This is a genomic window from Micromonospora sp. NPDC023633 (assembly GCF_040640035.1).
Taxonomy (GTDB): Bacteria; Actinomycetota; Actinomycetes; order Mycobacteriales; family Micromonosporaceae; genus Micromonospora.
The window spans coordinates 1-23,640 of record NZ_JBFABB010000004.1 but is presented as its reverse complement, the minus strand read 5'-3'; the positions used below and the strand labels follow the sequence as shown (position 1 = coordinate 23,640).

General features: G+C 65.9%; 12 protein-coding genes and 1 pseudogene. 11 read left to right on the top strand and 2 right to left on the bottom strand.

The window, feature by feature from the left end; all coding sequences use genetic code 11:
- Both AB0G13_RS02065 and AB0G13_RS02060 read left to right on the top strand, forming a co-directional pair.
- Positions 1 to 369: a helix-turn-helix transcriptional regulator gene (locus AB0G13_RS02065; RefSeq protein WP_357867546.1), complete on the top strand. Its 369-nt coding sequence runs from the start codon at positions 1 to 3 to the stop codon at positions 367 to 369.
- 5 nt (positions 370 to 374) lie between these two features.
- On the top strand, positions 375 to 1,103 hold the full coding sequence (locus AB0G13_RS02060; RefSeq protein WP_357867543.1) for a hypothetical protein: 729 nt from the start codon (positions 375 to 377) through the stop codon (positions 1,101 to 1,103).
- 174 nt (positions 1,104 to 1,277) lie between these two features.
- On the opposite strand, the gene AB0G13_RS02055 is transcribed toward AB0G13_RS02060, so the two are convergent.
- Positions 1,278 to 4,352 carry a DUF3427 domain-containing protein gene (locus AB0G13_RS02055; protein WP_357867541.1) on the bottom strand — a complete coding sequence of 1,025 codons (3,075 nt, stop codon included), beginning with the start codon at positions 4,350 to 4,352 and terminating at the stop codon, positions 1,278 to 1,280.
- Positions 4,353 to 4,371: 19 nt separating this feature from the next.
- Positions 4,372 to 4,955, bottom strand: a pseudogene (locus tag AB0G13_RS02050) (DUF5919 domain-containing protein).
- A gap of 119 nt (positions 4,956 to 5,074) precedes the next feature.
- Here AB0G13_RS02050 and AB0G13_RS02045 point away from each other — a divergent pair.
- The 9 genes from AB0G13_RS02045 to dpdD all read left to right on the top strand — a co-directional run bounded on the left by AB0G13_RS02045 (position 5,075) and on the right by dpdD (position 23,158).
- Positions 5,075 to 5,209, top strand: coding sequence for a hypothetical protein (locus tag AB0G13_RS02045; protein ID WP_357867538.1), 135 nt, complete (start codon positions 5,075 to 5,077; stop codon positions 5,207 to 5,209).
- 545 nt (positions 5,210 to 5,754) lie between these two features.
- Entirely contained in the window at positions 5,755 to 8,862 is a 3,108-nt protein-coding gene (dpdE, locus tag AB0G13_RS02040) for a protein DpdE (RefSeq protein WP_357867535.1), read from the top strand.
- 11 nt (positions 8,863 to 8,873) lie between these two features.
- A complete protein-coding gene (dpdF, locus tag AB0G13_RS02035; RefSeq protein ID WP_357867531.1) occupies positions 8,874 to 11,309 on the top strand; it encodes a protein DpdF in 2,436 nt (811 codons plus the stop codon).
- A gap of 7 nt (positions 11,310 to 11,316) precedes the next feature.
- Complete coding sequence (dpdG, locus tag AB0G13_RS02030; protein WP_357867751.1) at positions 11,317 to 12,270, top strand: protein DpdG; 954 nt, start codon at positions 11,317 to 11,319, stop codon at positions 12,268 to 12,270.
- Positions 12,267 to 15,182, top strand: a complete 2,916-nt coding sequence (locus tag AB0G13_RS02025) for an ATP-binding protein (RefSeq protein ID WP_357867528.1) — start codon at positions 12,267 to 12,269, stop codon at positions 15,180 to 15,182. The genes dpdG and AB0G13_RS02025 overlap by 4 nt, the downstream gene beginning before the upstream one ends.
- Complete coding sequence (locus tag AB0G13_RS02020; protein WP_357867525.1) at positions 15,179 to 15,943, top strand: hypothetical protein; 765 nt, start codon at positions 15,179 to 15,181, stop codon at positions 15,941 to 15,943. The genes AB0G13_RS02025 and AB0G13_RS02020 overlap by 4 nt, the downstream gene beginning before the upstream one ends.
- Positions 15,937 to 20,391 carry a protein DpdJ gene (dpdJ, locus tag AB0G13_RS02015; protein ID WP_357867522.1) on the top strand — a complete coding sequence of 1,485 codons (4,455 nt, stop codon included), beginning with the start codon at positions 15,937 to 15,939 and terminating at the stop codon, positions 20,389 to 20,391. The genes AB0G13_RS02020 and dpdJ overlap by 7 nt, the downstream gene beginning before the upstream one ends.
- Positions 20,388 to 20,927, top strand: coding sequence for a phospholipase D-like domain-containing protein DpdK (gene dpdK / locus AB0G13_RS02010; protein ID WP_357867519.1), 540 nt, complete (start codon positions 20,388 to 20,390; stop codon positions 20,925 to 20,927). Before dpdJ ends, dpdK begins: the two co-directional genes overlap by 4 nt.
- Entirely contained in the window at positions 20,924 to 23,158 is a 2,235-nt protein-coding gene (dpdD, locus tag AB0G13_RS02005) for a protein DpdD (RefSeq protein WP_357867516.1), read from the top strand. Before dpdK ends, dpdD begins: the two co-directional genes overlap by 4 nt.
- Positions 23,159 to 23,640 lie beyond the last annotated feature (482 nt).

Here is a 23,640-nt window from a genome sequence, read left to right as displayed (position 1 = left end):
ATGGCGATGAGTGATCGCGTCGACTGGAACGACCTGCGTGACCGCCGGATGGCGGAGCCCGGAGCCGCCGAGGCGTACGAGGCGACGCGCATCGCCTTCGAGCTCGGGCAGGAGGTGCGGCACCTGCGAAAGCGCAATGGTTGGAGCCAGAGCCAGCTGGCGAGGTCCGCCGGTATGACCCAGTCCGCCGTGGCCCGATTCGAGGCGGGCGGCACTGTGCCGACCCTGCCGGTCCTGGAGCGTCTCGCACGGGCACTCAGCATGAGACTGGACGTCAGGTTCGCCCCGAACGCCGACGGCCGCCGGTTGCGTCCACGGAAATCGTCCACCTGCTCGTCCAATCACCACGGCCCCTCCGCGACCTCATAGACGTCGTGTGGTGCGCCCTCATCGAACAGGGGAACTTCGTGTCGATGCCGCAACTGCGTTCCCGGGCCCCGAGGGTGGCCGGGGTACTGGCCATTCCACCGATGCTCGGCGCGGCCTGGCTCACAGTCGCCTCCCTCAGCATCCTCATCGTTGCCACCATCGACGCCAGCACCAGCCGAGCACTGGTCGAAGCCGTGACGGCGCTGGCCGTCGTCCCGGTCGGTGTCGCGGCGGCCTGGCTCGGATGGCGTGTGGGCCGGCAACCTGCTATGGCCGGATGGCCACTGTTCGTTCCCGCTCTGCTCGCCCTCAGCATCCTCGCCCTGTCGTCCGTGCCGATCCTGGGCGACGCCCTCGGCGAGGCTCGGGCAGCTGTCGCTGTCGCCATCGCGGTGTGGTGCTTGCTCCTGACCGGCCTTGTCGTCGCCGTCCGGCGACTCGCTTCTCGAATCCCGTGGCCAGCCGCCGTTCTGGCGCTAAGCCTCGCCGGGTTTGCCCTGCTGGACCTCACCTTCATGGCCTACGGGGGCATAGCGACCTTCACCAACCCGGCAGCCCTCTACTTGTGGTATCCCAGCACGCTGACCATGTATGACTTCGGATCACCTGGCGCCGCCACCGAGTTGGCAGAGCACCTGAAAGGTCTTCCCTCTCTCCTCACCACCTGTACAGCCTTCACGTTGGCGCTTGCTGAAACCGTTGGCCGCTACGCCCGGCGCCTCGCCGCCGAATAGCAACCCGCTCAGAGCCTGCGCCAGCGTCTGGTCCGCCCCGAAGGGGTTGAAGCACGCCGATGAGCGGCGATGGCGCGAGGAGATCCCACCCGGAGGACCACTGACCCACCTGGCACCTACGGTCCCTGCCAGATCTCCGAGACCCCGCCGGAGCTCGCCCCTCCTGGCGGGATCTCATGCGGCGATGGCTCGGGCGGTGGCGTACACGTCGGCGGGGAGGGCGTGCGCCAGCCGCCAGATGACGCGCATGGGGCGGTCGCCGGTGTGCTCCTGGTAGGTCATCGGGCCGGCGTAGAGGTAGGCCGGCGCGCCCAGGTCCCGGTCCGCGACCCGGGTCTCCCGCACGAACAGGTGCACGGTCGAGCCGCGCGAGGCGTGGTGGATGTAGCGCTGGCCGGTCGCCGACGCCGACGACGTGGTGCTCTGCGACTCCCACTGGAACAGGCTGTCGGTGATGGCCCGGTCGGCGTACATGGTGGTGGGGGAGTAGTGCTGCTCCGACTTGGCCAGGGTGACGAAGAAGAGATCCGCTTGGGCGTCGGGCAGCCACTTCACCCCCTCCCGCAGCGATCCCGGGTTCGGCATGCCGAAGGCGGCGCACGCCTCGTTGCGGCTGTAGCGGGCGTGCACCCGCAGCGGCACCTCCGCCGACAGCGGCTTCGGCGTGACCCGGTGGATTCGGTCGCGCAGCGCCTCGGCCACCTGCCGCAGCTCGGCGCAGCGGGCCGGCTCCGCCCAGAGCCGTGCCAGCCGCTCGTCCCGCGAGGTCAGCGGCGCGTTCGGCCCCCACAGGTCGAAGTGCAGCATGTCCCACAGCCGCCCGTCGTCCGGCCGCTCGCCCGCCGCCACCCGGGCCAGCATGTTTAGGCGGTCCGGGTCGTCGAGGTGCAGCATCCGCCCGATGGCCCGGCCCAACTCCCGGTCGTCCGGCCCCGGCGTCGACGACTCCAGCCCGGCGAGCCGACGCAGTCCGGTCCACCCGCCGATGGTCGCCGACCGGTACACGTCCTCGATCTCCACCCCGGTCTCCCGCAGGAACTCGGCGAGGCCGACGTCCCCGAGGTGCCGTAGCTCCGCCAGCAGGCCGTTCTTCGACGTCGGCATGACGGTGCGCAGGTTGTCGAGCACGACCTTGCGGGCGACCGGGTCGAGCTGGATGTGGCATCCGCTGGGCAGCGACGGAAAGTCCTGCTCGACGGCGTCCCTGATCTCCCGGCGGCTGACGCCGGTCAGCGCGCGCCAGCGCAGGTCGAAGCGGAAGTTGGCGTGCTGTCCGCCGATGAAGTCGAGCACCGTCAGGCAGGGCTTGTCGTCGTCCAGGCGCAGCCCTCGGCCGAGCTGCTGAAGGAAGATCGTCGCGCTCTCGGTGGGCCGCAGCATCAGGATCGTGTCGACCATCGGTAGGTCGACGCCCTCGTTGAAGAGGTCGACGGTGAAGAGCACCCGCAGCTTGCCGGCCTTGAACTCCCGCAGTAGATCATGCTGCACGGGCCGGTCGACCTGGGAGGTCACCGCCGCCGCCGGCACTCCGTGCCGGGTGAACCACTCCGCCATGAACCGCGCGTGGGCGATGCTCACGCAGAACCCGAGCGCCCGCATCCGGTCCACGTCGACCGTGTCGCGTACCGCCTTCAGCACCAGCCGCGCCCGGGCGTCGTTGCCGGTGTAGAGGCCGTCGAGTTCGCCGAGGTCGTACCCCTGACCGCGCTTCCAGCGCAGCCGCGACAGGTCCACGTCGTCGTGCAGCCCGAAATACTGAAACGGCGCGAGTAACTGCCGCTCCAACGCCTCCCACAGGTGCAGCTCCACGGCGACGCGGCCGTCGAACCACCGCCGCACATCCCGACCGTCGGCCCGGTCGGGGGTCGCCGTCAGCCCCAGCAGTACGCGCGGCCGAAGCCGCTCCAAAAGTCGGGCGTACGTCGGTGCCTCCGCGTGGTGGAACTCGTCGACGATCACCATGTCGTACGCCTCGGGGTCGATCTCCCGCCGGTGCAGCGACTGGATGGAGGCGAAGACGTGCCGCCACCTGGTCGGGGTTTTGCCCCCGACCAGGATTTCGCCGAAGCTGCCGTCGAGCATTACCTGCCGGAACGTCGCCAGGCTCTGGGTGAGGATCTGCTCCTGGTGGGCGACGAAGAGCAGCGAGTCGACCTGACCCTTGCGGTGCAGGCGCCGGAAGTCCAGCGCCGCGACGACCGTTTTGCCGGTGCCGGTCGCCATCACCACCAGGTTCCGGTGCCGGCCGTGCACCTGCCGCTCCGCGTCCAGGTCGGCCAGGATCTCGGCCTGGTACGGGTACGGCCGCACGTCCAGGTTGGCGATCTGCGTCGGCGAGTCCTTGCGCCGCTCCCCGCTGAGGGCGTTCCGCAGCCGCTCGGAATCCCGGGTGGCGTCGTAGTCCTCGAACGCCGGGTCGTTCCAGTAGTCCTCGAAGGTGGCGGTGAACGTGTCGATGACGTGCGGCTGCTCGACGTTGGAGACGCGCACGTTCCACTCCACGCCGTCGATCAGCGCGGTCTTCGACAGGTTCGACGAGCCGACGTACGCGGTGGTCATGCCATTGTTGCGGCGGAACAGCCACGCCTTGGCGTGCAGTCGGGTGGTCCTGGTCTCGTAGGACACCTTGATCTCGGCGCCCAGCTCGGCGAGCCGGTCGAGGGCCCGCTGATCGGTCGCGCCCAGGTAGGTCGTGGTGATGACCCTCAGCTTGCCGCCCCGGGCGATCAGGTCGCGGATGGCGGGCTCGACGATGCGCAGGCCGTACCACTTGATGAACGCGCAGAGCAGGTCGACCTGCTCTGCCGACGCCATCTCGTGGGTGACTTCGTGGCCTATGCGCGGCTGGTGGCGGCCGTTGACCAGCAGGGCGCCGGTGGAGAGCGGGGTGGTGGGGCGCTGCGGAAAGGCTGGCTGCGCGGGAGGGGTGGGTGGGGCGGCGATGGCGTATAGGAGGTGCCTGGCGTCGGTGACCTGGTCCTGTGCCGTCGACGCCTGCGGGCTCTCGGCGGCGATGGCGTCGGCGATGCGGTTGGCGAGCTCGATCTGGCGGTGGAGTTTGTCGTCGCCGGCGGGTACGGCGTGCAGGGCGCGGTGGGCCAGTGCGGCGATGTGACGGGCGAGGGCGTCGGTGGCGTCGGCGGGGTCGAGCTTGTGGTGCTGAACGAGGGCGGGGTCGACTTGCTGAAGGCGGGTGGCCAGCTCACGGGTGATGAGGTGCTCGTAGACGCCCCGCCCAAGATCCGTCACTCGGGCAACGTAGCTGCTTTCACGCTGCGGTGTTGTCGAAACTGGTGTCGGGTCCATGACCCTTGACGATTAGCGCGCCTGGTGGCCGACGTCGCATTGTCTCGGCCGCCCGCGCAACCGCTTCGATCGCAACAGGCACCAGGTGTCTGTAGTCGTTCACAGTTGCCGCCCCGGGTCGCCACTTTGTCTCGAAGAATTGTTCGAACACCGGATACAGCCCACCCCGGCCCGGTCTCCTTCTGACGACGAACGCGGGCGATTCCACTCCTCGACTTTCCGCCAGGTACGGCTGGGTGACGCAGAGATCGTCGACCAGGACCACGTTGAAGCGGAGCCTGTCGTCGTAGACGGCCGGTTCGTGCGGCCCTGGAGCCCATCGGGCAGCCTGTCGGGTATCCGCACCAGGGTTTCCGATGTTGAGCTTCGCCAGTCCGGAAAGCTGCCCCGCCGGAAAGCCTTCCTTTGCCTCGCGCGCCTGAACGGCCTGCCCGTCGGGCCGAGGAGCATGAGGCGGACGTGCGCGCCGGCCGCGATCAGGTCGTGCCACCGGCGATCGGCATAGCCCTGCGACAACTGGTTGAGCGACAGCCCGATCGCCTGCACGTCCTGTGCTCCGCCGAGCAGTTGGTCAGCTGGCAGGTCTGTGGAGCGCTCGGACCGGTTCGGGTAGACGGCGACAAGGTCACCGAACCGGCCGATGTCTTCGTTGGCTGCGGGCGGACGTGCCGGGGCGCGATCGGGAGCGGGCCGTCGAGCTGCTGCGGCCGGTCGCAGCGCTGCGGATGGCGGCGGTGTACGCGCTGTTCCTCGATGGGTTCGAGGAGAGTGAGCGGGTGTACTACGCGACGGACGTTTGACGCCTGTCTGAAGCAGGCGGTCGGCCCTACACCTGCCTCCCCCGACTGCGCGCGATGTGCGCGGAGCTGTCGTTTCGCACACTGTCGCATCTCCGACAGTGTGCTTCGCGCGCGTGAATCGTCTTGACGGCCGACGCTGCGGTGAGGGTCGCGACGCCGGTCAGGAGCCGCCGTCCCGCCGCTGAGCAGGCGAGGGGTACATCGTCGGCAAGTAGTTGCCTCGGCGCAATATTGACCCCGAAGGCAATTGACGGCGGGAAGAGGTCAACAGAGGCCAGCCGATTGGCGGAACATCGGGGGTCCCGCAGGTGGGACTTGTGCGGGTAGGGTCCGGGGACCGCCAGTGGGGAGGTTGGATCTGCGCGCCTGCGCGAGGGTGCTGTCAGCATATGTGACGGCGGGCCGGCCGTGGGATCACGGATCTCGGCCGGGGTTGGCGTGGTCGGACCTGAAGGTCCCGAGCCTCGCGGTTGAACCCCTATGGGTAAGGGTGGGGGTGTCTCAGGCAGGGGATGCTCCGCCCGTTGAGCAGGTGAGAGCGCACCATGAATGACGCAGTTGCCAAGAGTGACGATGTGTTCGTCCGGCATCCGGTGTATGGCATCGGGAAGCTCGGCAAAGAATCGGGAGTTGTTCGCTTTTTCGACGGGCCTGCGACGGAGGAGATAGCGATACCAGTGGGCAATGCTGCCCTTCGGTTAGTGCGGCTGCAGCGGCATCAGCGAGTCTGGTGCCTCCACGGCGGAACATGGCAGGCCGGATTCATCGATGAATGTGATTCGAGCGATGAATCATACCTGGTCGATTTTCCCAACGGCCGCTCCGAGTGCATCCCGGCCGATCGGCTGTACGTTCGGTGGTCACAGCCCGTTCATGACCCGGTGGCGCTCTTGAAGGCCGGCACCGTCGAGAGTCGGTTCGTGCATGACCGTCGTACTGCGTTCGTGAGGGATGTTCTCCGTCAGCGTGTCGCCGCTCAGGGGTTGGCCGGGATCTGGTCCTCGGGCGTCGAGACTCACGCTCACCAGGTTGGAGCCGCGCGGCGCATCCTTGCCGACCCTGTCAAGCGATACCTGCTCGCGGACGAGGTCGGCCTGGGCAAGACGGTCGAGGCGGGGATGGTGTTGCGGCAACTCCTCCTCAATGAGACCGGTGAGGCGCTCGTTCTCGCGCCGGACGGGTTGTCCGACCAGTGGCGGGACGAGTTGCTCTCGAAGTTTCGCGTCGATCAGTTTCCAGGTCGGGTCCGGGTGCTTCCTCACTCTGCCATCCCGTCGGTCGCCCCGACGGAGCGGATGATCGTAATCATCGACGAGGCGCACCAGGTTACTGCCGCGAATGGTCACGGTGGTAGGGACTACCGACGCCTGTGCGAGATTAGCCACGCAGCGTCAAGTGCGCTGCTGCTGTCCGCGACTCCTGTGCGGTCAAACGAAGATGGCTTCCTGAGAATGCTTCACCTACTCGACCCCTCTGCCTACCCACTCGACAGTATTCGGGAGTTCCGGCATCGGGTCGAGATCCGCGATGAACTCGCGCAGGCCCTGGCCGCTCTCAGCGATGATGCCCCGGTGATGTTCCTCGATGAGCCATGTTCGGCGCTGCGGCAGATGCTGCCCCATGAGCATTGGCTGCAGCAGGAGTTGGACGTGCTTGAGCGCCTTATCGCAAGCCGTGACACCGATGCTGTCCGAGCGGTTTGCCACCGCGTCCGAACGCAACTCGCCGAGACGCACCGCATCCATCGCCGCATGATCCGGACGCGCAGGACTGCCTCGTTGGCCCGCCTGTTCCCTGTACGTGGCCGCACCGTGGGGCGGGATTGGTTGGTGACTGATCCGGATCCAAGGCGCCCTGCCGTCCTGAGGATGATTGATGATCTGCGTGTCGAGTTGGCCGCGCTGGAGCCGCACCACGCCCAAGAGTTCTTTCGCACTGTTCTCGGCCGAGCCACGGCACCGGTAATTGCGCTCGCGGATCTTGCGATGGCCCTGCGTGGCGAGACTGGCCACGATCTTGACGCTGCAGAGACGGCATCGCTGGCTGCCTTCGCCGGTACTGCGCTTGGCATCTCGATCGCCGACCAGATCGAGGCGATCCTCGACCTGGCCACTGACGATGACCGGCTAACGGCCGTGGTGCAGTGGGCGTGGCCGTATATCGGGAGTCATCGTGTCGCGGTGGCATGCTCTTTCCCTAAGACGGCTGAAGCCGCCGCGCAGCGTCTGGAGGCCCAGTTCGGTACTGGCCGCGTGGTGCGCCTGTTGTCGACGATGAGCGCTGCTGAACGCGGCAAGGCGGCCCGCCACTTCGTCGACGAGCCGTCTCGAGCCGTGATCGTGATGGACCGGAGCGGGGAGGAAGGCATCAACCTGCAGGTCATTGAAAACGTCTTGCACCTTGACCTGCCCGTGAACATCGCCCGCATCGAACAGCGTTTGGGACGGTTTGACCGATGGGCTCCACAACGCCACTCAGCCAAGACGCCCGTTCGCTCGACAACGTTTCGAGAGCAATCCGAGACGCTCGACGCGAACCTGGGAGGATGGCGGAACGCCATTGACGAAGGGCTGAGCCTGTTCGGCGAGTCCAGCGCAACCCTGCAGTACGTGCTTCCAGATGTAGAACGTGACTTTCTCGCTGACGCCATTGACCGAGGGCTTCCCGACGCCAGCGAACGCATGGCCGGACGCAGAGAGAATCTCGATAAGCAGCGGAGGCGTATCGAGGGACAGGACCTGCTCGACGCGATCGAGGATCGCGCGGAGGACGGGCAGTTGGCCCGAAGCATGGTCGAGGGCGATCGCCCAGACGCTACCCTGAGCGCATTCCGCGGCTATGCCGTCAAGGTGCTCGGATTCACTGAGGATGTGGACAAGCACCTTACCCGCTTCGGCGTCAGCACCAGGCGCCCGCCCCGCGTCACGGAGTCGGATGTCCACAAGATCGGACCGGCTAACCTGCGCCGCCATTACGCTCACCGGCGCGCCAGGGCGGTAAGCGGTGCCGGGTTGCTTCGGTGGGGCGAACCGATTGTCGATCGGTTCGCGGACCTGGCGATGTACGACGATCGAGGGCGAGCCTTCGCGGCTGAGATCTACCAACCGCGCCGGGAGCCCGGCTCCGTCGTGACGGTATTCATGTTTAGCGTCGTCGTCGCACCCGATCCCACGCCCATAGACGACCTGAGGGTGGTCGGCCAAGCGGCTGCGGCGGCCGCCAGAGCGCGGCTGGGCCAACTGTTTCCGCCGCTGTCCCAGCGAGTGTGGTGGCGGCCCGGACAGGGCGAGCCCCCAGACGAGGTGTGCCGGGGACTCGACACCACTGCCGGCGATGATCTCGGGAGCCGCCCGGAACGGTTGGAACAGTTGACCCGGGCGGTGAACTGGGCGGATCAGTGCGAACAGGCGGCTCGCGACGCGTTGCGATGGGTGGTGTGCCGTCCCATTGTGCAGCGACACACATCTGACGCGTCCGCCGGAGCCAAGGCGATGCGTGCGCAGGAGGAGGCCGTGGTGCAGGCGCGTCGCCGTGCCGGGGCAGAGGCTTCGAACGACCCGCGCATCCTGGAAGCAGTCTTGGCGGCCGTCGAGGCTCCGCAAGTCACGATCGACTCCTGTGGCGTCGTCTTCCTCACAGGGCCGGAGGCATGAGCATGCCCAGCGTGACTTTTGACGAGCTCCGCGCGCGGAACCGTCGGCTGGATCGCCGGCTGTCCTGGCGCAAGGCGTCAACCGCCGACATCGCCGTGATGATCCGTGCGGAACTGGTGGCTGCAGGCTACGCATCGCTGACCCTGGCCGGTACGCCGCTCGAGCACTGGAATACGCACTTATGGTCGGGTTACGGCCTGCTCCACGAGGGCACGACCGTGCGACCGACGGCGTGGAAGCCGACATGGCTCGACCACTACGACATCACGTCGCCGGACGACGCTCCGAGCCGCCGTCTGCCACGACGGTCCGACGAGGCTGTACCCGCGGACCCGTTCTACAAGCAGACAATGAATCGTGTAGTGGCTAAAAGCCTGGCACAGCGCGACGCACTCCGGGCGGCCGCCCTAGCCGGCGCTGGCGACACAGTCATCGCCGTGCTGCCGACGGGATCAGGTAAGAGTGATGTGGTCCTCACACGAGCATTCCGCAATCGGCCGCGTCAGGCGATCATCGTGGTGCCCACTGTCTCTCTTGCAATGGATCTCGAGAGGCGCGTACGGCGCCTAGTCGGCGACGGCCGCGACCGGTTCGCCTATGTTGGCGCAGCCGATGCATCGGACAAGGAACGCATCCGTAACGGCATCGCGGCAGGTTCGCAGTGGCTGACCATCGCTGCACCGGAGGCAGCCTGCACCGGGCTCGCCATGCCTCTAATGCAGGCAGCCGAACGGGGAACCCTTGATCTCATCGCCATCGATGAAGCCCATATGGTGGCGGAGTGGGGAGATGCCTTCCGGCCGGCGTTTCAGACGTTCGCCGGTCTTCGGGACCGTCTGCTCGACATCGCCCCGCAGGGCCGCCAAGCAGCCACCGTCCTGCTCACCGGAACGTTGGACACCTACGGCCTGGCGACGCTGACCCGGCTGTTTCCCGGTCGCCACCGTCTCCTCGTGTCCGGGCAGACGACCCGACCAGAGCCGGCGTGGTGGTCAGCACACTGCGCAGACGAGGCCGACAAGCGCGATAAGTTGATCGAGGCGTTGCGGCATCTTCCTCGGCCTGCTTTGGTCTACACCACGCTGCACCTTTCGGACCGTTCTACCAACACCGGGACCGTGCTTTCCTGGCTGGCCGACGCAGGGTTCGGCGCCGTGACAAGAATCGCCGGCAACCCGAAGCCGAGCGACAGGCAGGCGGCCGTCCACGGCCTGCGCCTAGACGGTGCTCCGGCTGAGGACTTGGACATCGTGGTGGCCACTTCGGCTTTCGGCCTCGGAATCGACATCCCAGACGTCCGCACCGTCGTGCACGTCTGCGTACCTGAGTCCGTCGACCGGCTTTATCAGGAAGTTGGGCGCTGCGGCCGCGACGGTTATGCGGCAACGTCGCTGCTCTTGTGGACGCACGCGGACGTGGATGTGGCCAATGACATGGCGCGTGAACGTCTAATCGGTCCGGATCTAGCCTGGCAACGCTGGCAGAGCATGCGTAACGGACGGTGGTTGGGTGATGAGCTCACCGTTGACCTGCGCGCCGAACACGCCGGGGTCACCTACCCGGCGAGCGACGCCAATATCTACTGGAACGTACAGACGCTGTCTGCGATGAGTCGGGCGGGAATGATCAAGCGGCGGTGGCCGACGCCGCAGGAGGTGCCTGCGGATGCATCAGATGATGATATGGAAGCGTTCTTCGACACCCAGCGAACCGCTGCCACTATCGAACTCGTCCACAGCGACATCGACGATGCGACGAAGTTCGCACAGCGACTCACTCAGGGCCGGCGGTCCACCTTGACGGCTAGCGATGCCGCGCTGACCGCCGCGACAACCCTCGTTCGCGGTCTCAATGAATGCACGAACCGGTATCTGGCACGCCGGTATCGGCTAGAAGACGAGGATGGAAACCAGTTTTCTGTGACGGTGGCGTGCGGCGGCTGTCCACATTGTCGGCGTACTGGACGGTTGCCCACCCGAGCCCGGGCCAGCATCACTCTGGTGGCCGGACATCTACATGCGCAGGCCGCCGACGACCTGCGGCGCCTGGCAGAGAGCGGCAGGATGAGCGTGCGGCTGACATTTCCCCATGACCATACAGCCATACGAGCTTTAGGTGATCGTCTCCTCCGCCGGGGCGTCTCCGTCGTCGTCGCGAATTCGGAGGCTGTCGCTTGGCGTACAGGTGCAACTGAGCCATGGTGGGTGGAGGACCTCCACACGTGGGCGGAGCAACTCGATACCCCCTGGCGGGCCCCTACCCTCCTCATGGTCGACACGGCGATCGACGACGCAGTACTTGCCCGAGCGATATCCCTGCTCGCCCGTCAGCCGCTCGGCATTGTGCTAACGCCCGCAACGCGTCGTGACCCAGCGGATCCACGGCGACTCCTGCACGAGGCGTGGACGCCGAGCTACACGATCGAGGATCTGTTGAGGAGGATCTGACGTGCCTATGCTCAACCCTCCCGACGTCCTACCCGAGGCGATGCGGTACCTGCTTCGCGCAGCGTTGGCCCATCGGGGTGGACGGTGCGCCAAGGACGAGCTAATCCAACTGGTGGCGCCGAGCGGCCTCCCAGAAGTGATGAAGCCGCTGGACACCGATAGGGAGACGGATCGCGACATCGACGGCACTGCGGCGAGCGGGCGGCTAATCGCTGAGAAGTCGCTGAGCGCTCTGGCGGCGCTGGGGATCGTGGAGTTGGAACGCGCGGAGGTGAAGGTAGCCGAAGCCGCTCTCCGGCACTGGCGCACCCCCCAGGAGGTGACGGCCTTCTCATTCAGTCGGCTTCTGCGGTCACACGTCTGGAGTACCGCATCCATGACCAACGAAGGCAGTGTGGATGCCCGGGTCTGGGACCTGGTCAACGCAGTGTCAGTCATGTTCGCCGCACCGGAGCCGCTGCGGCCATTCGACTTCGAGACCGGCACGGGCCGGAGGTTCGACGAGGCCCAGAAACGGTGGTTTGGCCAGCGTAAGAGCGACTGGCCGGTAACCAACGTGGAACAGTATCGGTCGTTTTGCCGATGGGCTCCCTACCTCGGGTTCGCGACGCCTATCACCGGCAGGTCACTCGTCGTGGACGCCAGCAGTGCCCTGCTGCAAGACCTCGCCGACCTGCCACATGGACGCATGCGGGCGTCCGAGTTCGTTGCTCGCTGTGCTGAGCAACTGCCGGTGAGCGACGGCGGGCTCCACACGCTCTGGAAGCCTGACGATGCCCAGGAACTATCTCCAGGGATGTCAATGTCGCTACGCCAACTCGAGGCGGGCGGGCACCTCACCTTGCCACCCGCCGAAAGCGACACAGACACGCTGGTGGTCACACTCGGGGTCCCGGGCGAAGCCGCCCGGGTCTCCCACCTCGACTGGCATCCTCAGATCCCGGCGAAGGAGCGCTCGTGACGTCGACACCGATTCCGCCGTGCTGGTCGCGGGCCGAAATCCAGATTGCTGCGCAGGTCGACGCCGGCGGTTTGGACATTGGTGACCCGGCGTCCGACGCGGTGTTCAGCGCCGTCCATCAATCCGTCCCGCTGGCACGGCGGACCAAGGCAGGCGTCAACCAACCCGTCACCGAAGGCGATGTCCTAAGGGATCTGTGTCAGCCGCTCAACTCGAACGAACCCCACATTCGGTTCATCACCGGTCGGGTTGGCACGGGCAAGAGTCACCTCGTCCGGTGGCTGAGCATCCACGCCCCGCGCCGCGACGACTGGCACGTCGTCTACATCGAGAAGCGCAACACCTCCCTGCGCCGCATCATTGAATGCGTCCTTGAAGGCATAAATACCCCTACCGCAGACAATATTCGCGTCCGCCTGGCGCAGGCGGCATCGCGTGTCACCACGGTCCAGGAAGCGATGCTGGCGCTGCTCAACCATCTGCACCGAATGGTGCAGTTCGACGACACTCCCGCCATCCAGAACATGTCGGGGGAGGACCTGCGGGCCATCCGCGAGCGCCTCGCGCGGCTGGTCGGCGACTACTCGTTCAAACAGCAACTGTCGCGGTCCGGCGGCCCGATCGAGCGAATCGCGAGGCTGGCCAAGGATGGCCACGGTCCCGAGGCGGACGTGGACGCCGAGGATCTTCACATCGGCGAAGCCGATCTGCGGATCAACCCTGATGACTTTGCCGACTTCACGGACGACTTTCAACGCAAGATCCGCGAGTTCGCAACCAACCGCGCCTTCCGCGCTGCGGCAGCCGCCGTTCTGGACTACTACCTCCCGCGCGCGATCGCGGAGGTCTTCACCGGCAGCGCCAGCGACCTCCTGCAGGTCTTCGAGGACGTGCGCGCCGAGTTGGCCCGGCGTGGCCACGAACTGGTGTTATTCATTGAAGACCTGGTGTTGTTGCACGGCATTGACGCGCAGTTAGCTCAGGCGCTGACGGTACCTGCCCGGGCGAACCTCTGCCGGATCCGGGCCGCGATCGCGGTTACCTCCGGGTATCTCGACGACCGATATGCCACGTTCGCCGATCGGGGCATCCACTACACGATGGATGTGGATCTCGCCGAGGTGCAGAGCGCAGACCTGAGGTCGTTCGTCGGCAAGTACCTCAACGCGGGTCGCATCGGACGCCACGTCCTCGCTGCGGCCGCTCAGGCCGGCGACGAGGTTCCCAACGCATGCACGGACTGCATCTACCGAGATCGGTGCCATCCCGTGTTTGGTGTGACCCACGAGGGCCACGGGCTGTTCCCGTTCAACGGTGCGGCAGTCGATCGGTTGATCACGCTCGCCAGTCCCAAGGGCGGCTTCGACCCTCGCAACATTCTCCGGGAGGTGATCCGGGAACCGCTCGAGGTCGCCGAGGATGAATTGTCCAAGCCGGGCGAGTTCCCCTCGGCGCGCTTCGCGTCGGGTCTCGAGCCCACTCGGCTGTCGGTGCCCGTCGAGGTTCGTGACACGATCACCCGACAGTCGAGCACTCCGCAACCAGAGATCAGCCTGCGGGCGTTCTACGCGACCAATCCGCCGGTCGTCGACGATCACATGCGCCGCATCGCTGACGTCTTTGGCGTGCGCCTGACCGACATCGGTGAAGCCGGCGCAGCGCCGGCCACACCCGAAGAGCCGGTCGCGCCGGCGCCAGCGTCAGTGCACGAAATCGACAAGTGGGTTGGCGGCGTACGGCTGGGGGCGAACCCATCGCAGAAGATCCGCAGGTGGATTCTCGACGCGCTGGCTGCTCGCCTACAGAGCGGCCCACACGGAATCAACGTCAAGCGCTCCGGCACCAGCATTCTGGTCGGGCCGGTGACCATCAAGACCAGCAACGTGTGGGTGGACAACTCAGCCGGCGGTGGCAGCACGCCTCCCGACAGCCTTACCATGAAGTTCTTCCCTAATGACCGGGATGCGGTGCTCCTGAAGGGAGTTCTCGCCGCCTCAGGGAACCTTGCAGGCCCCAACGGCGGCCGCTGGTTCTTCGAGTTACAGACCCGACTGGCCGCGCTGGAAGCAGAGATCGTCGAGCACGTGCGGCGGGAGACGTCGTCCAGGCTCGGGCCGGCTCTCGCAATCTTGGGAGTCCTCAGCCGCGTTGACGGCCGTCGGGTGGAGTCGCCCGGTCAAGCCCTTGGCGTCATGATCCGACCGAAACGTCCGGACCCCCTCAATCCCGGCATGGCCAAGTTCCTAGACGAGGTGGCGCGGCAACGCACCTCCGCACTAAGCGTCGTACGCGACAATCTCACCCAACGCAAGAGCGACGGCGCTCCCTCGATCTTCGACGCAGGGGCCGTGCTGAAAGACCTCATGCGTTACGCGCAACTGACCCAACTTCCTCCCGAACTGCGCACCCAGTCCGAGACGCGAGTTAGCGTCCGCGGGTTCCACGACGCCCAGAGCAGCGCGGCCGACTCCTTATGGAGGCCAGTGAGGGACAGTCTGCGCGAGATCGGCCAGCACATCGTGGAGGGTGAGGATCTCCAAGAGGCGCTGACGACCATGGACAGGTTGGTATCTCAGGCACACAGGGAGTCCGTGCTGGCCGATGCTGGTGCTAAGGCCACCTATGACCGGCTGCGTGACAAGGTGACCGATGAGCAGTTGAGCCTGCTGCGACGGCTCACCAAACTCCTGCCATCCGTGGCAGACCCCGGGGCGATTTGGCACCTGACGGTCGATCCTTCTCCCGCTCTTGCCGACTTGCTCAACTACTGGCGGCTGTGTGATCACATCCTGCACTCGTTGCGCGACACCTCAAGCACCCCCAGCGGCGCCTCGGACACGTACGATCGCGCCCGGCTGCAGCGCGCGCTGCGCGAACTCGCGGACACTCTCGAAGGGCTGGGCAAGCAGTGACCGAGTTGCCCCGTACAGACACCGGTCCCGAACCCGACTCGCTGGTTACACGGGCTAACCAGACACTCCTGGCCCTTGCCGACCGTGCTGATCGGAAGAAAACCGAGGCAGAGTTGACCGCGATTGCTGCGGCCTGCAACCGTGCAGAGACCCTGACTGCCAGCCTCAAGGACTGCGTGCGCATCGGCGAACAACTCTCGTCGCTCGATGTCGAATATGCCCGGCCAGCGATATCGCCAGCGGCTAGGAAGGCAATACCAAATTTGCGCAGAGCCGCGACGGAGGCTGCCAACCCCAACCGAGAACTCGCCGAACGTCTACGAGGCGGCGCGTTTCAGGACGCACTCGCGGCAGCAGGCGTCACGGTCTCACTTTTGGAGCGGGCCCTCATCCGCGCCGCAACGGAGGAACAGCGCCGCCTTAAGCCCGCCGACCTTGACCGGCCCATCCCCGCGATGCCGGGTCACGAATCGCTGCAGATCCGCATCAACAGGATCCAGTTGTCGCTGTCGCGTCCATACACCGGGACCGCTCGAGAGGCTCCTGCGGCCGTCGAGCGATGGCGACAGGACTCAACGGATTGGGCGGAGGTCCGTGCAGAAATCGATCGGCGTATGGCCGAACTGCCGCCTGAGATCAAGGCATTCGTTGAGGCCGCCGCTGGCGGCAGTGGCGCACCATGGTCGCTGGTCACCCCAGCCGTCCGCACGTGGCTGGACAGCGAGGGCAACGGTGAGGGATACGGGGTCCGTAAGTGGTGAATGATCTGTCCGCCTGCCTTCTGCGAGTGCTCGACGCTGTCGAGGACGTGGAAGCCCGTTACCTAGTCTGGGGGCTGACGGAGGAGAGTTGGACGGAGGAACATCTTCTTGAGACCATCAGAACAGCGGCACCGTCGTACGATCCCCGGGAACTCCTCGAACAACTTCTCCAACACAATCTCCTTTTCGAACTCGACCGGCGGTGGCCGACGGAGTACCGCACACGGATGGCTGAAACGATGCGTCTCATGGCGCATCTTCGCCAGCAGTTTCCCAACCGTCCCTGGCAGGCTGCCCCGCCTCTGGTCGCCGACTTCCGCTTCCGTCACGAACCCCGCTGGTTTCCCGAACGCAACCTCACCCCGGACGCGGTCGCGGCACAGTTGGCGGCCCGTCAACTCTCCGATGCACAGGTCGAAGCGGCGCGCCAAATCCTCGACGGACGCAAACTGTCGACCTTTCAGTTGGACTCCACGATCGACGTGTTCGCCGCGATGGCGGGTCGCGATCGCGGTGTGGTTGTCAGCGCGGGTACCGGCAGTGGCAAAACCCTCGCGTTCTACCTGCCGGCGCTTACTTATCTCGCCACCCGGCCCGAGTCTCCCCGTGGCGTCGGTGTCGTAGCGATATATCCACGCAACGAACTGCTCAAGGACCAACTCGCCTCGGCCCTTGACGAGACGCGGCGGCTGCGCAAGGCGGGTGGTCGGCAGATTCGCCTTGGCGCCTACTTTGGCAACACCCCGAAAGCGGCCGAAGCGGCAAGAGCCCCCAACCGGGCGTGGCGCAGAGCCGCCACGGGCTGGGTGTGCCCGTATCTCACGTGCCCCGGCTCAGAGACTGAAAGCCGGTGCGGGGGCGAGCTCGTCTGGCGCTTCACCGACTATGCCCCTTCCGCGCAGCGGAAGCACGAGCGGCTGACCTGCGTCCGTTGCGGCGAGCAGGTCGGCGACGATGAGGTCGCATTGACCCGTCGGTCCATGCACGCTCGCCCGCCCGACCTGCTGTTCACGACTACAGAAATGCTCAACCGATCTCTAAGCGACGGCTGGAGCATGCATGTGTTCGGCGTAGGGCCGAAGGCAGCGAGCCGACCCGGGCTGGTGCTACTCGACGAGGTGCACACCTACGAGGGCAGCAACGGTGCCCAGGTTGCTTATCTGCTGCGACGGTGGCGACGCCTGCTGGGTCGGCCCACCACCTGGGTGGGGCTAAGCGCGACCTTGGCGAACGCGGGCCGCTTCTTCGAAACGCTCTGCGGGCTCGCCGATGGCACAGTGACCACCGTCGAGCCGCGGCAGGAGGACATGAGGCCGCGCGGGCGGGAGTACCAGGTGGTGCTGCGTGGCGACCCCGGCCAGCAAACCGCTCTGTTGTCGAGCACGATCCAGTCGCTCATGCTGCTGCGACGTGTCCTCGACCGCCAGCCCACCTCGCTGGGGGCGTATGGAAACCGTGTTTTCGCGTTCTGCGACAACCTCGATCTGGTCAACCGGCTCTATCGACAAATGCTGTCCGCTGAGGGCTTTACCGAGACGGGTCGGCGTTTGCGCAACGGAGTCGCCCTCGCGAGTCTGCGCCTAAGCCGCGCTGCCGGACGGTCCGGCCCGGTGACCGATTGGGAACGGCGAGATGCCGACGGCCAGCAGTGGTGGATGCCCGAACGGCTCGGTTTCGACGACCAGGGGCTGAGGATCGGTCGGACGTCGTCGCAGGACACCGGCGTCAAGGTGGGATCCGACATCGTTGTGACCACGTCCTCCCTTGAGGTGGGGTTTGACGACCCATCCGTGGGGGCGGTCCTGCAGCACAAAGCCCCTCGCGACGTGGCGTCGTTCCTGCAGCGCCGAGGACGCGCCGGGCGGACGCAGACGCAGCGCCCGTGGACCGTCGTGGTGTTGTCAGACTTCGGACGCGACCGTACGGCGTACCAGGACTACGAAACGCTGCTCGCCCCGGCCCTACCGGAGAAACGTCTGCCGCTGGGCAACCAGTCCGTGCGCAAGATGCAGGCGGCGATGTGCCTCATTGACTGGGCGGCGCACCGATTGGACGTTACGGCTCGCACCGGTGGCCAACGCATGCGTAGCGTGTTTGTCCAACCAGATTCCACTCATGCGCACCTGCGCGAAGCGGTGGCAAAATTGCTCACCCAGGTGATGAACGGGGGAACCGAGCGCCAGGAACTGATGACCTTCATCGGCTCGTCGCTACGGCTGAGCCTAGAGGAAGTCGAGGCGGTGTGCTGGGAACAGCCCCGCTCCCTGCTTCTGGACGCGGTGCCCACGGCTCGGCGCCGGCTAGTGAGCCGGTGGGCAGCCTACGACAACGGCAAAGCTGTACCCGAGCGGGAGGAGTGGGTCAACGACTCGCCCCTGCCGGAGTTTATTCCCAAGGCACTGTTTAGCGACCTGTGCCTGCCTGAGGTCGCCATCGAACCGCCGCCCAGCTACGACGAGGCGGCCCGTGAATCGATCGCAGTGCATATGGCGCTCAATGAGTTAGCACCAGGCAAGGTGACCATGCGCTGGGCGGTGGAGCGGGGACGAGGCCTCTGGATCGAACCCGCGCCCGACGGCCAGGCCGTCGCACTCGAACTGGGCCTTGCACAATGCGGAGACGTCATCGGAGAGGTATCCGACGATCACGGAACGCTTCCTCTGGTTCGCCCACTCGTCACCGCACCACAGGTGCCAGATCCGGAGGTGCAGTCGTCGTCTAACGGTCGTCTGCATTGGCAGGTGCGCCGACAGGCACCTGCCGACGCGATTAAGGTACTCCGACCACGGAGCGGACCGCTGGTTGGCACTGTGTTGTCTGTGGAGGCATATCTGCACTCCGGCTGCGGTGCGCTGCACACCTGGCGGTATGCCACGGCAACGTCGGCCGCGGTGCTGCGGCGTGCCGGCGGGCGCCAGCAGATCGCCAACAGCTTCACCTGGCATGGGCAGCCGGCGGCGGTGGGGTATGAGGCCAGCGTCGATGCGCAGGTCGTGACTGTCGCGGTGCCGCAGACGCTGGCGGAGTTTGACCTTCACTGCTCACCACGCCGGCTTCGGCAGTTGCGCCGGGACATCTTCGTCGACCGGCTTCGCACGGGGCTGCATGCGCTGCGTATCGATCCGTTCCTTTCCCACAACATCGCGGAAGCCCTTGTTGCGGCGGCTGCGGCGGCAGTGCGGGATAGCACTGACCCGGTGCACCTGTCCGGCCTGCCCGCGGGGCGCTGGCGGGAACTCGTCTCCGATGTGCTCAGCCAGGGACTAGTCGGACTCGAAGAAGACGAGGACGAAGACGATGACAACGACCTGAGTCCACGGCAGCAGCAGTTGCTCGACGCGCTACTTGACCCTGCGGTGATGCATGTGATCGCCGACAGCACCGGCCTCCTCACCGCCGAACCGGACGACACGTGGCTTCCCTGGTTGCGCGCCCGGTACGTGCACACGGTGGCTGCCGCCTGGCAAGCCGCAGCACAACAACTCTGCCCCGATTTCGACGCCGACCTCGACAGCATTGTTGACGTTGACCCGGTCACCGACAACTCGACAGTGGCATTCGTCCTTAGCGATGCGATGATCGGCGGTGGGGGCATGGTGGAGTCGTTGACCTCCCGTATCAGCGACGATCCGCGGCAGTTCGACTACCTCGTGGTTGCTGCGCTGCAGCCGTCTGACTTGGAGGAGGTCGACCGGTCGCTTCGCCATACCTTGGACTTGCTCAACACAGAGCCTGAGATTGATGAGGCCGCCCTTCGGTTCCGCCACGCCACCACGGATCGGCTCGGCTGCTGGCAGAGCCTGCTTGCTCTGCTCACCAACTACGGGGTCAGCCCGGCTCACGCCACCGTCACCACACTGGCCAGCCGCGTGTTCCGGGCCAACTCCGGACGCGAGTCCGACCTGCTGCTGCGGGAATGCCTCACCCGCTGGGAAAACGTCGAGGTGCGTGCCGGGTTCGCCATTGATCACCGCAGCATCTGCATGGCTCTTGCAACCGATCCGATCATCCGCGCTGAACTGGTCAAGGCGGTTCCGGAAGGAGCCGTGCAGAATCAGTCCTGGATGCAATCCGTGCTTCAGGGACTGTTGTGGCCCAGCGCCGAGGCGCGCCGGGCACAGTCCCTCGTAGCATCGAATCGTTTCGTCAGCGACCCCCCGATGACTGAACGGACACTGGTGCTGGATACCTTGCCCGAGTCTTACGACGACGTCGATGTCGACCAACCTGACTGGACCGACCAGCTTACGAAGATCATCGCTACGGCGGGGCGTTGCCGGCTGGTGTCGGGAAGTAATGACCGAGTCCGACTCAAGCGGGCGTTGCAGCACATCGTCATCCAGCCGATCGAGTTGGGCTGGCTTCATGTCCACCCGCACGTCGATGCCACCTCGCGCCATGACGGACTGTTGGCGGTGGACGTGTCTTTGGAGGAGTCACCACAGTGACCACTCGCTACATTCACCGGCTCGCCGCCCGCCCGCACCGTCTTATCGCAGAGGCTCTCCAGAGTCTGATCGTAAGCGAACTGCTGGCGCCGGGGCGCCGCCTGTTGATCGCCTCGCCCTGGATCAGCGACGTGCCGCTGCTCGACAACCGCGGCGGGCGCTTCAGCGCCCTCGATGCGACCTGGGGAGCACAGGTTATCCGCCTGTCGGTGATCCTGCGCGCCCTTCTCGCCCAGCAGACCAACATCTATCTGCACTGCGGGCCGGGCGCGCCGCAAACCCGCTTCGTAGAGCGGCTCCACGATGTCGCACGACGCGATGGAACAGAGGCGTTATTTCATCCGCGGCAGTCAACACACGAACCCGGGAGTGCCCTGGACCACGAGAAGGCGATTGGTGGCGATGACTGGATCGTCCATGGATCGATGAACCTGACCTACCGAGGAGTCGAGATCAACGGGGAGTTGGTGACCGTGTCCACCGACCCTGGCCACGTCGCGACGGTTACCACCGAACTGATGAGCTTGTTCGCATGAGTACGCGGGCCGCCGGAGCCCCGGTAGTACAGCGCTGGGAATCATTTCAACACGCGTTCTTCGCCCCGCCCAACGAACTGCGCGTCGGTGCTGTGCGGCAACTCGACGAACTCGTCACCATCGCGCAGCAACTCGTTGCCCAGGACCCTCCGAAGCCAGTGGTGCTGCCCGCGCGCATCGACGGCGTTACCCACTACTTCGCGATGGCGTTCGGGGCGGAGCAATCCCGTATGCTGCGGGAGTTGCTGCAGTCGCACATCGGCAAGACCTGGACCGACTTCGATGGCCAAAGCCTGGCTGCCAAGCCATCCGGTGACCTGCTGGAGCGGGCGGCAATCGCGCTTGCCGGCGACAGCCGATACGTCTACCGCTTTCGAGTCGCCGGCACACCCCTGGCCGCCCGCATATCGGTACGAGAATCGGTCCAGGCCCTACTAACCTCGATTGCCGGAGCGCCGCGGCGGAACGCACGTCTCTCCCTGCCCATCGGACGCCTTATCGGCGACCTCGCCGATGCCTGCGCCTCACGGGCGGAGCAGGAGTCCGCAGCGGCCTACGCAGTACTCGCTTCCGATCACCGGTTATCGCAGGCGAACCGAATGTTCCTCCAAATCCAGGTGCTCGCCGCGTTCGAACGCTGGGACGAACTCGATCAGCATCCGGAACTGGACACGCTCCTGAAGTTGCCCCGGCCAAGCTTGGCTTCTGACGCTCTGGCGCGCCTGGCCATGTCTAAGCTCCCCAATACACTCGGTCTGGCAGCATTCGGACCGGTCGCCACCCGTTTCAACGCCCTGATTGACTCCGTGTCGAGGATCCGGTCCACGGCAGGCGCCCGGTACTACACGCTGTGGGCTCTGACCGCCGGCGAGTCACCCGACATGCTGCGAGAGCGACTTACACGGGCCGGCTGGGCGAGCGACCCAGGCATCGTCGCCGTGCTGGACGCCCAGCCGTCCGCTAGCCCCGACGACGCAGAGCTGGCCGGCTCCTCCGTCACGGAACTTCGCCGCCGTGCCCAGGAATCCATTGAGGCCGGGCGCTTCGATGCTGCGGTCGATCTGCTATCGCACATGCCCACAGACGTTGCCGATTTACCCGCAGTGGTCGAGGCGGTGTCGCACACCCTCACGACTACGGCACTGGCCCTGCTGGCACGTCACCGTGCCGCGCATGGCGAGGAGGCCATCCGCCGCGCCTTCGGCCCGGCACCGCGCGTCGACAGGGGCATCGAACCGACTGCGCTGCCGGACAGGATCGCCGACCTGTTTGCCGCCTCAACGACGCCACAACGACTGCCTGAACTCGCCGAGTCCATCGCACAGACCGGCGTCTCCGAACTGCGGGTCCCCGGTGGAACCGACGCCGCCTGTCTGGCGATTCAAAAGATCACGGCAGGCGGCGGGCCGGGGCGCCTGTCACCCGGACTCGACGTGTGCATCGATTTGGTGCGCGATCTGAAGACCAGTAATGCGACGGTCGACGACGTTCGCTCGCTCAGTTACCGCGTGTTGGAGTTGTGGGCGTACCACGACAACAGTGGGGATCGCCACCGCGTGTCGCGAATCGCGCGGCTGATTGATGGCCTCGTCGAACTCGGTCTCAACGTGGAGGCATTCGATGAGGTGGTGGAACTGGTCCGCGCCGGATGGGATCCCTTTCTCACCGACGCCGACGTGCCGCTCGGTCTGGACCTGCTCGAACACCTCCTGGCACATCGACCCGGCCGCGCTGACAGTCTCGACAGATTCGCCGTGCCTATGCTGTCGCGAATCGGTCCACACAACGCCGGGCGGATCCCGTCGGCAGCGCTGGCCGTCGCCGTTGACCTCGCCCCGTCATTCGGGCTTACTATCACCCTCCCGCCAGCGGAGCGAGTCATCGGCGAGCAGCCAGCGACGATTCGTCCCGGGACCCGCATCGCCCTGTACTCACTTCAGGCACAAGCGCTGGAGCGCGCCGCCCGGATCCTGCGCTCGCGATATCCCGGCCTCGAGGTGCTGGTCTGCGCCGAGCGTGTCGCGACCGACTCGCTGCGGGCTGCGGCGCGGGCGGCGGACCTGTTCGTGGTGATGGACCGAGCCGCGGCCCATGCCGCCACCACCGCCCTTAAAGCGGAACGGCCGACCGCGCCGATTCGCTATGCCGTCGGGAAGGGGTCAACCTCTTTGATCGAGGCCGCAGAGGAGTGGCTTCGTAATGAAGCCACAGCCACAGGCGAACCCAGGTGAACGACGTTCACTGACGGCGGCCCGGCAGAACCGGGCCGCCGGGAACCATCGGAGGTTACAGTCGGGGCCACGCTGTGCCGGCACCACCGTGCATTGCACGCCGGTACATCGCTTGCGAGTAATGGAACAGGTGCTAAATATTACGAGAGGCGTCCTTTGCCTCGTTCCGGACGCGTTCATTGAGACGTAATCGATCGCGCTCCAAGCCCCAACAAGGCGGCCCGTCTGCGGCCTTTCGGGTACTTCTGGTGTCGTTGGCCAAGTGAAAGCGGCCGACGATAGAGGCCGCCAACTCAGGTTGGCTTGCCTACAAACGACGAATGCAGTATGGGCTGAGCGTGGAGCAAATCCTGTATCTATCGCCTCTTGATCTGTCGCGCCACGTGCCTAAAGGACGTCTCGTAACTCGGTGAAGGCGTTGCCCGGCAACGGTGCTGGTGTCACCCGGCGAGGATGATGTTGTGGAGGTGGGCGATACCGGA

Bases quoted from the DNA above. Each gene is read 5' to 3' on its own strand.
- AB0G13_RS02065 (WP_357867546.1), top strand. From the start codon at position 1: ATGGCGATGAGTGATCGCGTCGACTGGAACGACCTGCGTGACCGCCGG.
- dpdE (WP_357867535.1), top strand. From the start codon at position 5,755: ATGAATGACGCAGTTGCCAAGAGTGACGATGTGTTCGTCCGGCATCCG.
- dpdG (WP_357867751.1), top strand. From the start codon at position 11,317: ATGCTCAACCCTCCCGACGTCCTACCCGAGGCGATGCGGTACCTGCTT.
- dpdD (WP_357867516.1), top strand. From the start codon at position 20,924: ATGAGTACGCGGGCCGCCGGAGCCCCGGTAGTACAGCGCTGGGAATCA.